This is a genomic window from Actinomadura sp. 9N215 (assembly GCF_044326345.1).
Classification (GTDB): Bacteria; Actinomycetota; Actinomycetes; order Streptosporangiales; family Streptosporangiaceae; genus Spirillospora.
This window is the reverse complement of record NZ_JBIRBA010000011.1, coordinates 124,525-136,520: the sequence shown is the minus strand read 5'-3', so window position 1 is coordinate 136,520 and position 11,996 is coordinate 124,525. Positions and strand designations below refer to the sequence as shown.

14 protein-coding genes are annotated in these 11,996 nt (G+C 73.6%); 5 read left to right on the top strand and 9 right to left on the bottom strand.

Annotation, left to right across the window (positions count from 1 at the left end):
* The first annotated feature begins 126 nt into the window (after positions 1-126).
* Together ACH34T_RS19955 and ACH34T_RS19950 are read left to right on the top strand one after the other, a co-directional pair.
* Positions 127-924, top strand: a complete 798-nt coding sequence (locus ACH34T_RS19955) for a DUF427 domain-containing protein (protein ID WP_395993671.1) — start codon at positions 127-129, stop codon at positions 922-924.
* 102 nt (positions 925-1,026) lie between these two features.
* The gene (locus ACH34T_RS19950) at positions 1,027-1,731 is read left to right on the top strand and encodes a Crp/Fnr family transcriptional regulator (RefSeq protein ID WP_395993670.1); all 705 of its coding nucleotides are present in this window, start codon (positions 1,027-1,029) and stop codon (positions 1,729-1,731) included.
* A 92-nt stretch (positions 1,732-1,823) separates the two neighbouring features.
* On the opposite strand, the gene ACH34T_RS19945 is transcribed toward ACH34T_RS19950, so the two are convergent.
* Positions 1,824-2,015, bottom strand: coding sequence for a hypothetical protein (locus ACH34T_RS19945; RefSeq protein WP_395993669.1), 192 nt, complete (start codon positions 2,013-2,015; stop codon positions 1,824-1,826).
* A 37-nt stretch (positions 2,016-2,052) separates the two neighbouring features.
* On the opposite strand from ACH34T_RS19945, the gene ACH34T_RS19940 reads away from it, so the two are divergent.
* Positions 2,053-2,613: a TetR/AcrR family transcriptional regulator gene (locus tag ACH34T_RS19940; RefSeq protein ID WP_395993668.1), complete on the top strand. Its 561-nt coding sequence runs from the start codon at positions 2,053-2,055 to the stop codon at positions 2,611-2,613.
* Positions 2,614-2,648: 35 nt separating this feature from the next.
* On the opposite strand, the gene ACH34T_RS19935 is transcribed toward ACH34T_RS19940, so the two are convergent.
* Positions 2,649-4,322 carry a cytochrome bc complex cytochrome b subunit gene (locus ACH34T_RS19935; RefSeq protein WP_395993667.1) on the bottom strand — a complete coding sequence of 558 codons (1,674 nt, stop codon included), beginning with the start codon at positions 4,320-4,322 and terminating at the stop codon, positions 2,649-2,651.
* Between the two features lie 134 nt (positions 4,323-4,456).
* Positions 4,457-5,098: a hypothetical protein gene (locus tag ACH34T_RS19930; RefSeq protein WP_395993666.1), complete on the bottom strand. Its 642-nt coding sequence runs from the start codon at positions 5,096-5,098 to the stop codon at positions 4,457-4,459.
* A 278-nt stretch (positions 5,099-5,376) separates the two neighbouring features.
* Here ACH34T_RS19930 and ACH34T_RS19925 point away from each other — a divergent pair, with 278 nt between their 5' ends.
* The gene (locus tag ACH34T_RS19925; RefSeq protein WP_395993665.1) at positions 5,377-5,910 is read left to right on the top strand and encodes a DoxX family protein; all 534 of its coding nucleotides are present in this window, start codon (positions 5,377-5,379) and stop codon (positions 5,908-5,910) included.
* Positions 5,911-5,929: 19 nt separating this feature from the next.
* Here the strand turns inward: ACH34T_RS19925 and ACH34T_RS19920 are convergent, their stop codons facing one another.
* The 5 genes from ACH34T_RS19920 to ACH34T_RS19900 form a co-directional block, all read right to left on the bottom strand.
* Entirely contained in the window at positions 5,930-6,529 is a 600-nt protein-coding gene (locus tag ACH34T_RS19920; protein ID WP_395993664.1) for a TetR/AcrR family transcriptional regulator, read from the bottom strand.
* Positions 6,530-6,568: 39 nt separating this feature from the next.
* Positions 6,569-7,591 carry an NrfD/PsrC family molybdoenzyme membrane anchor subunit gene (gene nrfD / locus ACH34T_RS19915; RefSeq protein WP_395993663.1) on the bottom strand — a complete coding sequence of 341 codons (1,023 nt, stop codon included), beginning with the start codon at positions 7,589-7,591 and terminating at the stop codon, positions 6,569-6,571.
* Positions 7,588-8,400, bottom strand: a complete 813-nt coding sequence (locus tag ACH34T_RS19910; RefSeq protein WP_395993796.1) for a 4Fe-4S dicluster domain-containing protein — start codon at positions 8,398-8,400, stop codon at positions 7,588-7,590. Before ACH34T_RS19910 ends, nrfD begins: the two co-directional genes overlap by 4 nt.
* A 161-nt stretch (positions 8,401-8,561) precedes the next feature.
* Entirely contained in the window at positions 8,562-9,383 is an 822-nt protein-coding gene (locus ACH34T_RS19905; protein ID WP_395993662.1) for a PaaX family transcriptional regulator C-terminal domain-containing protein, read from the bottom strand.
* 149 nt (positions 9,384-9,532) lie between these two features.
* A complete protein-coding gene (locus ACH34T_RS19900; protein WP_395993661.1) occupies positions 9,533-10,675 on the bottom strand; it encodes an acyl-CoA dehydrogenase family protein in 1,143 nt (380 codons plus the stop codon).
* A gap of 72 nt (positions 10,676-10,747) precedes the next feature.
* Between ACH34T_RS19900 and ACH34T_RS19895 the strand changes: the two genes are divergently transcribed.
* A complete protein-coding gene (locus ACH34T_RS19895; RefSeq protein WP_395993660.1) occupies positions 10,748-11,395 on the top strand; it encodes a TetR/AcrR family transcriptional regulator in 648 nt (215 codons plus the stop codon).
* Here ACH34T_RS19895 and ACH34T_RS19890 read toward each other — a convergent pair.
* A complete protein-coding gene (locus tag ACH34T_RS19890) occupies positions 11,384-11,959 on the bottom strand; it encodes a GTP-binding protein (protein ID WP_395993795.1) in 576 nt (191 codons plus the stop codon). The genes ACH34T_RS19895 and ACH34T_RS19890 overlap by 12 nt on opposite strands.
* Between the last annotated feature and the right edge of the window lie 37 nt (positions 11,960-11,996).

Genomic DNA, 11,996 nt, shown 5'->3' with positions numbered 1-11,996 from the left:
GTCGCCGTCCACGCCGCCCCGTGGTGGCTGGCCGCGTGGTGGGCTGGACGCGTGGTGCACTGGACACGTGTGAGCTGAGGACGATGCCCACCGAAGGGCGGGCACGGGAACGTTGGGAGACACGCCATGTCGCTGACTCTGCGGCCGGGGCCGCTCGCGGGATCGCCCGGAGACGAGGTCAACTTCACCATCGACGGGCCGAAGCACAAGCTGTTCATGCATGACTTCCCGCGGCGCGTCCGGGCGCGGTTCGCGGGGGAGACCGTCCTGGACACCGAGCGCGGCGGGCTCCTGCACGAGACGGGCCTGCTGCCCGTCCTGTACGTCCCGGAGGCGGACGTGCGGACCGACCTGCTGGAGCGGACCGCCCGCACGACGCACTGCCCTTTCAAGGGCGACGCGGCGTACTGGACGGTCCGCGCCGGCGGCCGCGCCGCGGAGAACGCCGTGTGGGCGTATCCGGAGCCGAAGCCGGAGGCGTCGTGGCTGCGCGGCCGCATGGCGTTCTACTGGGACCCGATGGACGCCTGGTACGACGAGGACGAGGAGGTCCGCGGCCACCTGCGCGACCCGTTCCACCGCGTGGACGTCCGCGCGACGTCCCGGCACGTGCGGGTGCTGCTGGACGGCGAGGTCGTCGCCGAGACGGAGCGGCCGAAGCTGCTGTCGGAGACGGGCCTGCCGAACCGGTTCTACATCCCGGCCGCGGACGTCCGCCGCGAGCTGCTGCGCGAGAGCGGGAAGCGGACCGTTTGCCCGTACAAGGGGGAGGCGGCGTACTGGTCGCTGGACGGCGCGGAGGACGCGGCCTGGTCCTACGCGGAACCGCTGGAGAACGCCCTCAAGGTCGCGGGCCACCTGTCCTTCGACCACGAGGCGCTGACGATCGAGACGGAGCCGCCGCCGGGCATGTCCGGCATGTAGTGGCGCACCGTCCAAAGGACCTCGCCGCCGCGCGGGCGCAGGGCCGCCCGCCCGTCTTCGGGTTTACTGTTTCTGGTAGGCCACAGGCAAGGGAGGCGGCTGGTGGCACCGTACGCGGCGTCCTCTCCGCGCGCGGGTTTCTGGGCCGCGCTCGACCCCGCGCAGCGGTCCGCGCTGCGCGCCGCGGGGCGGCCCCGGCAGTACCCCGTGAAGGCGCCCCTGGTGTACCAGGGCGACGAGTCCGACCACGTGATCGTCATCGAGCGGGGCTGGGCGAAGGTGACCTCGGCGACGGAGGCCGGCCAGGACGTGGTGCTCGCCGTGCGCGGGCCCGGCGACCTGCTCGCCGAGAGCGCGGTGCTCGGCGGCCGGACCCGGTCGGCCACGGTGACCGCGCTGTCGCCCATTCGCGCGCTGGTGGTGCCCGCCGCGCGCTTCACCGGCTTCCTGGACGTCCACCCGGACGTGTGGCTGCTCGTCACCGGCACCTTCGTGCAGCGCCTCGACGACTCCGACCGGCGGCTGACCGCCCACATGAGCAGGGGCGGCGCGCAGCGGCTCGCCGCGCTGCTGACCGATCTGGCGGAGCTGTCGGCGCAACACGTCCCGCCCGCGCCCGACGGGTCGATCGAGATCGGGCCGCCGCTGTCCCAGGAGGAGCTCGGCAGCTGGATGGACGCGTCCCGGGAGACGGTCGCGCGGGCCCTCAACGGCCTGCGCCGCGAGGGCCTCATCCGGACCGGCTGGCGCAAGATCACCGTCATCGACCTGCCGGGCCTCCAGGAGTTCGCCAAGGAGCTCGACTGACCGCGATGTCGCGGCCGGGCCTCCCGGCGGCGTCCGGGCCGGTGGCGGCGTCCGGGTGAGCGGCGGCGTCCGGGCCGGTGGTGGCGTCCGGGTCAGTTCTCCGCTATGCGGCGCCGGGCCTCGGCCCAGTCGATGGGGAGGTCGCCGGCGCTGGCCTCCCAGAAGACGAACGTGGAGTCGCGCATCACCGCGCGCTTGCGGCGCATGGTGGACTCGTGCGGCTCGGCGGCGGCCTTCCCCTGCTTCCCGCGACGACTATCTTGGCACTGCCTAGATTGCGTCATCGAGACGAACTTGTCAATGGCAAGATAGGATCGGGGTATGACCGACCAGCCGAGCTACCATCACGGCAACCTGCGCCGGGCCGTCCTCGACGCCGCCGTCGAGGCGATCGCCGAGCAGGGCCCCGCCACCTGGAGCCTGCGCGAGCTGGCCCGCCGCGCCGGCGTCTCGCACGCGGCGCCCGCGCACCACTTCGGCGACAAGGCGGGACTGCTCACGGCCGTCGCGGCCGAGGGCTACGCCCGGTTCGCGGACGCGCTCGAAGCCGCGGGCGACGACCTGTACGAGCTCGGCCTCGCCTACGTCCGCTTCGCCGTCGGCCACCGCGCGTACTTCGAGGTGATCTTCACCCCCGCGCTCTACCGGGCCGACGACCCGGAGGTGAGCGCCGCCCGCGACCGCGCCGACCGGATCCTCGCCGCGGGCGTCCGCGACCTCGCGCCGGGCGCGGATCCCGAGGGCGCGCGGACGCGCGGGCTCGCCGCCTGGTCGATCGTGCACGGCTTCGCGCACCTCTGGCTGAGCGGCGCGCTGTCCGGCCTCGGCGACGACCCGGTGGAGGCCGCGCGGCCCGTCATCCGCCTCCTGTTCGAGGGCTGACGGGCCTCACCGCCGCGACACGGACTCGGCTCGCCTCACCTCCGCGAGGCGGACTCCGACTCCGGCTCCGCGGCGCTGATCGCGCGCTCGTGGCCGTTTCCGCCCTCGTCCGGGTGCCGCTCAGGGACGACCACCAGATCGGCCCTGAAGCGCCGGTTCAGCGCCGCGCGGACCCGCTTCACGCCGCTGCGGGCGCGCGGGCTCTCCACGCCCTCGATCGGCGGGGGCACGTCCAGCGGGACCGCCGCCGCCGGACGCGGGTCGGTGATCGCGGCGATCGCCTCGTCCGTCATGGGCCGCTCGACCTCACTGAACTTCCCGTCCGGGGACATCCGGATGACGCCGGTCTCCAGCCCGTGCGCGGCGATGCCGAGGTCGCGGCGCTGCAGCCCGACGCAGATGCGGTAGGCGACGATGTAGCCGAGGATCGGCCCGAGGATCACCGCGAAGCGGAAGAACCAGGTCGTCGCGAACAGCGAGATGTGGAACCGCTCGGCGAGGATGTCGTTGCCGCCCGCCAGCCAGAGCAGCCCGAAGAAGACCACGCCCGCGACGCCGACGCCCGTGCGCGCCGGGACGTCGCGCGGCCGGTCCAGCAGATGGTGGATCGCGTGGTCGCCGGTCACCCAGCGTTCCAGGAACGGGTACGCGGCGAGGCCGGTGAACAGCACCCCCGGGACCACCAGCGCCGGGACGATCACGCTCATCGAGACCGTGTGGCCCCACGCGCTGATCTCCCAGGCGGGCATGATCCGCAGCGCGCCCTCCAGCCAGCCCATGTACCAGTCGGGCTGCGAGCCGGAGCTGATCGCGCCCGGGTCGTACGGGCCGAACAACCACACCGGGTTGATCTGGACGAACGCCGCCAGCAGCACCGTGACGCCGATCACCCACAGGAAGAACGCCGTGGTCTTGGCGACGAACACGGGGAAGAACGGGTAGCCGTAGACGGTCGTGTTCGAGCTCCTCTTGCCGGGGAACTGCGTGTGCGTCTGCCGCCACGTCAGCACGATCGCGTGCAGCGGGATCAGCGCCGCCAGGATGCCCGGGATCAGCAGCACGTGGACGATGTACAGCCGCGGGATGATGTCCGTCCCCGGGAACTCGCCGCCGAACACGAACATCACCGTGTAGGAGCCGACCAGCGGGATGCCCGCGAGCACGCCCTCCAGGATCCGGATGCCGGTGCCCGACAGCAGGTCGTCCGGCAGGGAGTAGCCGAACAGGCCGTTCAGCATCACCAGCATGAACATGAGGATGCCGATCAGCCAGTTCACCTCGCGGGGCTTGCGGAACGCGCCGCTGAAGAAGTTCCGCAGCATGTGCACGAGGATCGCGGCCATGAAGATCAGCGTCGACCAGTGGTGCATCTGCCGGACGAGCAGCCCGCCGCGCACATCGAAGCTGATCTCGAGCGTGGACGCGTACGCCTCGCTCATCTTCACGCCCTGCAGCTTGGTGTAGGAGCCGTTGTAGATGACCTCGTGCATGCTCGGCTTGAAGAACAGCGTGAGGTACACGCCGGTCAGCAGGATGACGACGAACGAGTACATCGCGATCTCGCCGAGCAGGAAGCTCCACTGGTCGGGGAACGCCTTGCGGAGCGCCTTGCGGGCCCAGCGGTTCGTGCCGAACCGCTCGTCCAGGGCCCGCGCGGAGCCGTCCACGGCTCTCGACGTCCGGCCGGCCGGCGTTCCGTACCCCGCCATCGTCAACGTCCTTTCGTCGCCGTTCGAGCGCATGCGCTTCTGCGCATAAGACCGATCAGCGGGGAAGAATGTGACATCGCATGATGTGAAGCCCATCACACCTCGGACGCCCTGTCGAGAAGGCCGTCCTGGGTTCAGCAGGCGGGCACCGCGAGGCGGCTGCGCCGCTGGTAGCGGGGCCGCCAGCTCGTCCGGTAGACGAGCCGGATCGGCGGCGGGAGCAGCCGCAGCACGGCGCGGCGGGTGGCGTCCGGCGCGCCGTCCAGCAGCCACGGCAGGAACACGCCGAGCCCGCGGAGGCCGAGCTCGCGGCGGAACTCGACGTCGAACGTGCCCCACTCGAACGCGGTGAGCGTCTCCGGGACCAGCGGGAGGACGGCCGACTCCTTGAAGTCCACGACCGTGCCCACCGCCGCCCGGAGGTCCCGCGTGTACTGGGCGAACATCGGACGGTCGCGCCGCTCCAGGGCCGCGTCCACGGCGTCCATCAGGGAGACGACGCGCATCGCCCGCAGCGCCATGGCGTCCAGGGCGGCGCAGAGCCGTCCGGGGCCGTCCGCCTCCTTGGCGTACATCACCGTCCACAGGGCGCGCTTCTCCGCGACGTCCTGGACGCGCCAGTGGAACCTGAACAGGGACCAGCTGTTCTCGACCGCCGTGCCGGGGAGCGCGCCGTCCGCCTCCGCCGCGGCCTCCATCCGGGCCGTGTCGCGGCGGAACGCGTCGTACGCGGCGTGCAGCATCGTGAGGTCGTACCGCCGCGGCTGGCAGCCCATGCCTACCCCTCGCTGGGGGCGAGCCCCCACGCCGCCCCGATCGCTGCGCTCATGTCGACTCCAAGCTCTCCGCCTCCGGTGCCGCCGGGAGAGGGGCACCCATACAGAAGAGGGATCGGGCACCCCGGAATGTGACGCGATCCAGAGCCCGATTCCTGTGATCTGGCCCACGATTTCTGTGATCTGCCCCACGATGCGCGGGATAACCGGGCGCCCTGTACCTTGTCCGGGACCGGTGCGCGGGGACGCGACCTCCCCGCGCGGGAAAGGGGCCGTACATGGCTGTGGACGCCGCGGGCGCCGACATCGCGTCCCTCGTCCTGCGGGTGTCCGTCGGCGGCACGCTCGTCGCCCACGGCTGGAACCACGCGTTCGGCGGCGGCAGGATCGAGGGCACGGCGGGCTGGTTCGAGTCGATCGGGCTGCGGCCTGGCAGGCTGCACGCCCTGATGGCCACCGGCACCGAGCTCGGCGCCGGCGTCCTGCTGCTGCTCGGGCTGCTCACTCCGCTCGCCGCGGCGGGCGCGGTCGGCACGATGGCGGTCGCGTTCGTCACCGCCCACCTGCGGAACGGGTTCTTCATCTTCCGGCCGGGCCAGGGCTACGAGTACGTCGTCATGATCATCCTGGTGGCGTGCGCGGTGGGGGCGCTCGGCGGCGGCGCGGTCTCGCTCGACCGGGCGCTCGGGGTGGCGGACGACCTGGCCGGCTGGCCGGGCCTCGCGATCGCCGCGCTCGCCGGCGGGCTCGGCGCCGCGCTCCTGCTGGCGGTCTACTGGCGGCCGGGCGAGAAGCCCGAGTCCGCGGCCTGACCGGCGCGTTCGGGCCCGATCAGCGGTGCGGGTTCGCGCCCAGGGCTCGCAGCGCGAACCCCGTGAGCCGCGCCGCCGTCTCGGCGGCGGTGGCGTCGGCGGTGCCCGCCATCTGGTCCTCGAACGCCTGGCCGAGCGCGGCGCGGACGAACCGCGCGTCCTGGCCGGGATCGGCCAGCGGGAACGAGCCGTCCGCGCGCCCGGCCGCGAGGATCTCGGCGATGACCGCCTCCTGCTCGGCCATGACGCGCCCGCGCTCCCCGGCGTAGCCGCGGGCACGGGTCGCCTCGCCCGAGGTGAGCGCGAGGACGCGCCTGCGGCGGCGCTCGTCGGCGGTGATGGCGAGCATCCCCGCGATGAGCCCGCCCAGCGCCTCGGCCGGGGACGCGGCGGACGCGGCGACCTCCCGCAGCTCGGCCATCACCCGCGTGCTGTCGCGCCGGAACATCGCCAGCAGCAGCGCGTCCTTGGACTCGAACTGCCGGTAGAACGCCCTTGTCGATAACCCCGCCGCCGTCAGGATCTCGGTGATGGACACGGGGGCGCCGCGCGCGTCCGCGAGGCACCGGTACGCGGCGTCCATGATGCGCACCCTCTCGGCGGCGACCTGACCGGGCACGGGACGGCCCCTCTCCTGCGCCTGCGGTGAGGGGCCAGACTATCCAGCGGCGGCGCGGAGCCGCTCCCGTTGCGGGATCACGGTGTACTTGGGGTCCCCCGCCGACCGCATCCCGGCGTGGAAGACGCCGAAGCGCGTGCAGGCCGAGCCCGCCAGGAGCGCCGCCCCGCTGAGCGCCGCCGCCGTGCGGCCGCGCCCGCCGAGCAGGACGCCCCCGGCGGCGCCCGCGACCGACAGGAACTCACCCGCGCGCACGAACCGGCCGGCCTCACCCTCCTTGTACGGCTCGGCGGCCAGCCCGGCTCGACGCGCCAGCGTTTTCGCGGCCGCCAGCTCCAGCCCCGCGCCGAGGGCCGCCGCCGTCCGCATCGGCCCGGTCTCGCGGACCGGGGCCGCGATCAGCGCCATGCCGGACGCGGCCGCCGCCGCCGAGCCCACGAACACGAACGGCAGCTCGCGGTGGGCCTCGTGCCAGGCGGGCACCGCCGTGTCGGCGGCCAGCGCGGCGGTGTACGCGGCGACGGCCGGGCCGAGCGCGCCCGCCCCGGCGGTGGCCGCCGCGCCGAGGCGCGGGAAGAGCCCGGTCACGTCCAGGACGGCCGCGCCGCCCACCATGGGACCGTAGGCGGCCAGCAGCCACGAGCCCATGCTCATCGGCGAGGTCGGCTTCATCACCCGCAGCATGTTGAGGAACCGCTCGGGCCGTCCGAGATCGTGGATCAGCGCGGCCGTCGACCCGGCGATGGCGGCCAGCGACGAGACCTTCAGCGCCCGCGCGGCGGCGGGACGCCCGGTGAGCTGCGCGCCCGCGGCCAGCGTCGAACCGGCCCCGGCCAGGCCGCCGAGGAAGAAGTACGCGGCGACGTCGGACGCCTTCCAGACCGGCGGGTTCAGGATCGGCCTGCCGTAGTAGGACGTGAACTCGGCGTCCGGCACCATCGCCTTCTCGCCCCGGTGCTTGCCGCGCCTCCGGCCGCGCCGCCGCGGGCCCCTGCCGACCTGCGCCTCACGGCCCGGCCGCTCGCCCCGCATTCCGCCCTTGCCGACGTCGGACGTGCTCATCGTGCGCCTCCCGCGCGGCCGTGGACGGCGAAGACGGCGGCGAGCCCGCCGAGGAGCGTGGCCGCCGCCAGGCCCGCGTGCTTCCACATGGACGGCAGGTCGCGGGTGGTGACGACGGGGTCCGGCGGGAGGCCGTACACCTCCGGCTCGTCCAGGAGGAGGAAGAATGCGCCGTCGCCGCCGACGCCGTCGTCCGGGTCGTGTCCGTACAGGCGGGCGTCGTCGACGCCGAGGTCGTGCAGCTGGTCGACGCGCAGGGCGGCCCGCTCGCGCAGCTCGTCCAGGGGGCCGTACTGGATGGAGTCGGTCGGGCACGCCTTCGCGCACGCCGGTTCCATGCCGACGCCGATCCGGTCGTAGCACATCGTGCACTTCCACGCCCGGCCGTCGCCCTTGCGCTGGTCGATGACGCCGTACGGGCAGGCGGGAATGCAGTACCCGCACCCGTTGCAGATGTCCTCCTGGACGACGACGGTGCCGAACTCGGTGCGGAACAGCGAACCGGTTGGGCAGACGTCCAGGCAGGCGGCGTGCGTGCAGTGCTTGCAGACGTCGGACGCCATCAGCCACCGGAAGTCCGTGGTGCCGTCCCCGTCGCCGTGGTCGACGCCTGTCTCGGCGTTGCCCATAGGCTTGTTCTGCTCGATGAATGCGACGTGCCGCCAGGTGTCGGCGCCCAGGCCCTGCGTGTTGTCGTAGGACATGCCGGTGAATTCCAGGCCGTCCTCGGGGACGGCGTTCCACTCCTTGCACGCCACCTCGCACGCCTTGCACCCGATGCACACGGACGTGTCGGTGAAGAACCCCATCCGCGGCGGCGGATCGGGACGGCCCGCGTCCGCGGGCGTGTCGGGTTCGGCCCCGGCGAGCAGATTCCGTCCCACCAGACCGCCCATCCCGGACCTCCCAACCGCGGCGCCGACGCTTCTCCGGGTTCCCCCGGGCTCGCCTCCTACACTTGCCGCCCGTCTCAGGCGTCCGCGAGGGCCTTCCACTGGCGGTCGGCGACGGGACGCCACAGCTCGTGGCGCTCGTGGAAGAGCACGGAGGCGGGGGAGCCGCTCCAGCCGTCCGGCAGCAGCTCGGCCGGCAGGTCGGGGTCGAGGAACGGGAACCGGCGCCATTCCTGGACGAGCCTGGTGTGCGCCACGAACGTGCCGGGATCGTCGGCGGGACGCAGCCCGCGGACGGCGTCGAGGAAGTCCGCGTAGGCCAGCTCGATCTCGGCCAGATCCCACGCCTGCCGGGCCACGCGCCGCGCCTCGGCCAGGTCGCCGAGCCGCCCGACGAACAGAGTGGACGTGCCGGCCACGCCGATCTCGGCGAGGACCTCGCGCACCTCGGGTTCCCGCTCCGGGTGCGGGCTGACCCACACGCCGGGGGAGAGGTTGCCGAGCCCGTTCCAGGCGAGCCGCGTCCGCAGCAGGTGCCGGAGCCTGCGGCTGGTCTCCGGGACGGTGGCGAGGACCACCAGCCACCGCCCGTCCCAGCCGCCGGACGGCCGGCCGAAGCCGCAGATGCGCTCGGTGCCGTCGGTGAGGAGCCGCTCCCCGGACGGGGTCAGCCGCCAGGCGGTGCGGCGGCCGCGGCGCTCGCCGGCGAGCCAGCCCTCGGTGGCGCTGCGGGCCAGCGCCTGCCGGACGGCCTTCTCCTCCACGCCGAGCAGCCCGAGGGCGCGCAGGAACGCGGCCGTCCAGACAGGCTCGCCGCCGGGGAGGACGAACTCGCCCAGCACGGTCAGCAGCAGCGACCGGGCGCTGGCCGCGCCGAGCTCGCGCCGCCGCCGGAACACCGGCTCGGTTCCTCGTGGGGGCGGACCCTCCACCTCACCTGGCAGGGGCGGACCGGGCCTCGCGTTCTCGCCGGCTCCGGCCATCCGTTGCCTCCCTGAACCCGGTGGCGGACCCGTCCAGTATCGCGTGCGGACGGGCCGCCGCCGGATCAGCGGGCGAGGTGGCGGGAGATGACGAGGCGCTGGATCTGGTTGGTGCCCTCGAAGATCTGCATGACCTTGGCTTCGCGCATGTAGCGCTCGACGGGGAAGTCGCGGGTGTAGCCGGCGCCGCCGAGGACCTGGACGGCGTCCGTCGTCACCTTCATCGCGTTGTCGGTCGCGACCAGCTTGGCGATCGACGCCTCGCGGCCGTAGGGGCGGCCCGCGTCCTTGAGCCGCGCCGCCGACAGGTACGTGGCGCGCGCCGACTCGATCGCGGCCGCCATGTCGGCGAGCACGAACGCGAGGCCCTGGTGCTCGATGATCGCGCGGCCGAACGCCTCCCGCTCCTTCGCGTAGGCGACGGCCGTGTCGAGCGCGCCCTGGGACAGGCCGGTGGCGACGGCCGCGATGCCGAGCCGTCCGGCGTCGAGGCCCGCGAGCGCGATCGACAGGCCCTCGCCCTCGCGGCCGACCAGGTTGCCGGCCGGGACGCGGGCGTCCACGAACCTGACCGTCGCCGTCGTCGACCCCATCAGGCCCATCTTGTCCTCGGGCCGGTCGAACTCCAGGCCCGGCGTGCCGGCCGGGACGTGGAAGCAGGAGATGCCGCGCCCGCCGTCGTCGGACGTGCGCGCCATGACGGTGTAGAAGTCGGCCTTGCCGCCGTGCGTCGTCCACGCCTTCGCGCCGTTGAGGACGTAGGCGTCGCCGTCCCGGACGGCCCTGGTCCGCATCGCCGCCGGGTCGGACCCGGCGTGGGCCTCCGACAGGCAGTACGCGCCGAGCCGCTCGCCGGACAGCAGGTCGGGGAGCCACTGGGCGCGCTGCTCGTCCGTCCCGTAGGCGAACAGCGGGAAGCAGGACAGCGCGTGGACGCTCACGCCCACGCCGACGCTCGCCCACGCCGCGCCGATCTCCTCCAGGACCTGCAGGTAGATCTCGTACGGCTGGTCGCCGCCGCCGAACTCCTCCGGGTACGGCAGCGTCAGCAGCCCGGCCCGGCCCAGCGTCGTGAACGCCTCGCGGGGGAACGTCCCGGCGCGCTCGGCGTCGGCGGCCCGCGGCGCCAGCTCCTTCGCCGCGATCTCGCGGGCGAGCGCGAGGAGGTCCTCGGCCTCGGACGTGGGGAGATGCCGGGTGGCGGGCATGGGCGGCTCCTTTCGGCGCCCTCACAGTACCAAGAGCAGTACCCGCGAACCCGTTTTGGTACCGTTCCGGTCATGACCTCGGTCGACGAACGGGTACGGGCCCGCGCCACCCGGGCGTCCAGGCGGCGCGAGGCCCTCGTCGACCGGCTCATGGACGTCTTCCTCGACCGCGGTTTCGCCGGCATGAGCGTCGCGGACCTGGCCGCCGAGCTGCGCTGCTCGAAGAGCACGCTCTACTCCGTCGCGGCCAGCCGGGAGCAGATCATCGTGGCCGTCGTCCGCGCGTTCTTCCGCCGCGCGACCGAACGCGTCGAAGCCGCGCTGGAGACCAGCGCCGCGGACGCCGATCCGCGGGCTCGGGTCGGGGCGTACCTGCGCGCGATCTCCGATCAGCTCGCGCCCGCCTCGCCCGCGTTCTTCGCCGACCTGGACGCGTTCGCGCCCGCCCGCGAGATCTACAAGCGGAACACGCGGTTCGCCGTGCGGCGCGTGCAGGGCCTCGTCCGGGAGGCGTCGCCGGAGCGGGACGCGGCGCCGGACGCGGCGTTCGTCGGGGCCGTCGCCGGGCAGGTCATGGAGTCGATCCACCGCGGCGAGATCAAGGCGCAGACGGGCCTGGACGACTCCGCCGCCTACGCCGCGCTCGCGTCCCTCATCGTCGCCAGGATGGCCCTCCGGGAGCGCCCGGAGCGCCCGGAGCGTCCGGGGCTAGCGCCGTGACGACTGGAGGGCGTGCTCGACCAGCGCGACGAGGACGCCCTTCGCCGTGTCCCGGTGCCGGACGTCGCACAGCATGACCGGGACGTTCGGGTCGACGTCCAGCGCGTCGCGGATCTCCTCGACCCGGTAGCGGCGGGCGCCGTCGAACACGTTGGCGGCGACGACGAACGGGATCCGCCGCTGCTCGAAGAAGTCGATGGACGCGAAGCTCGTGGTGAGCCGCCGCGTGTCGACCAGCACGATCGCGCCGACCGCGCCGTAGGAGATCTGGTCCCACATGAACCAGAACCGCTCCTGGCCCGGCGTCCCGAACAGGTACAGCCGGACGCCGCCGGAGAACGTCAGCCGCCCGAAGTCCATCGCGACGGTCGTGGTGGTCTTCTGCTCCACGCCGCCGAGGTCGTCCACGCCGACGGAGGCGTCGGTGAGGGTCTCCTCCGTGCGCAGCGGGCGGATCTCGCTCACCGCGCCGACGAGCGTCGTCTTGCCGACGCCGAAGCCGCCGGCCACCAGGATCTTCAGCGTGTGCAGCGGGACGTCGGCGTCCTGCCCGAACGGCGCCACGGCCGGGGCCGGGGCCGCGACCGGCGCCGCGTACGGC